1 protein-coding gene is annotated in these 356 nt (G+C 69.4%); it reads left to right on the top strand.

Features of this window, described 5'->3' with window-relative positions:
* Nucleotides 1-356: DUF58 domain-containing protein (locus tag KI686_RS15945; protein ID WP_237590317.1), on the top strand; the 356-nt coding region annotated here is incomplete at both ends.

Consider the following 356-nt stretch of genomic DNA (forward strand, 5'->3'; position numbering starts at 1 on the left):
GAGGACGAGAGGTCCAAGCGCGATCTGGTGGTGCTGCTGACCGGCGCCCTCGGCTTCCTCACGGTTCGCCACGGCGATGACTTCTCGATCATCTACGGCGATTCCGCCCGTGTGCGCCGGCTGCCCCCTGGCGGCACCGAGGGCGCGCTCGAGCACGCCCTGCGCACCATCCGCCAGGCCATCGACGACAGCGACGCCCCGAGCGACCGGGACGCCCTGCTCCGCTACACGGCGCACAACATCTCGCGACGCTCCATCGTCGTGATCGTCACCGATGAGACGCCGATGTCGGATGACACCGACCGGCTGCTGCGCCGGCTCAAGGTGCAGCACGACGTGCTGTGGCTGACGGTGCG

It is taken from the genome of Polaribacter sargassicola, assembly GCF_021991835.1.
Taxonomy (GTDB): domain Bacteria; phylum Bacteroidota; class Bacteroidia; order Flavobacteriales; family Flavobacteriaceae; genus Polaribacter; species Polaribacter sargassicola.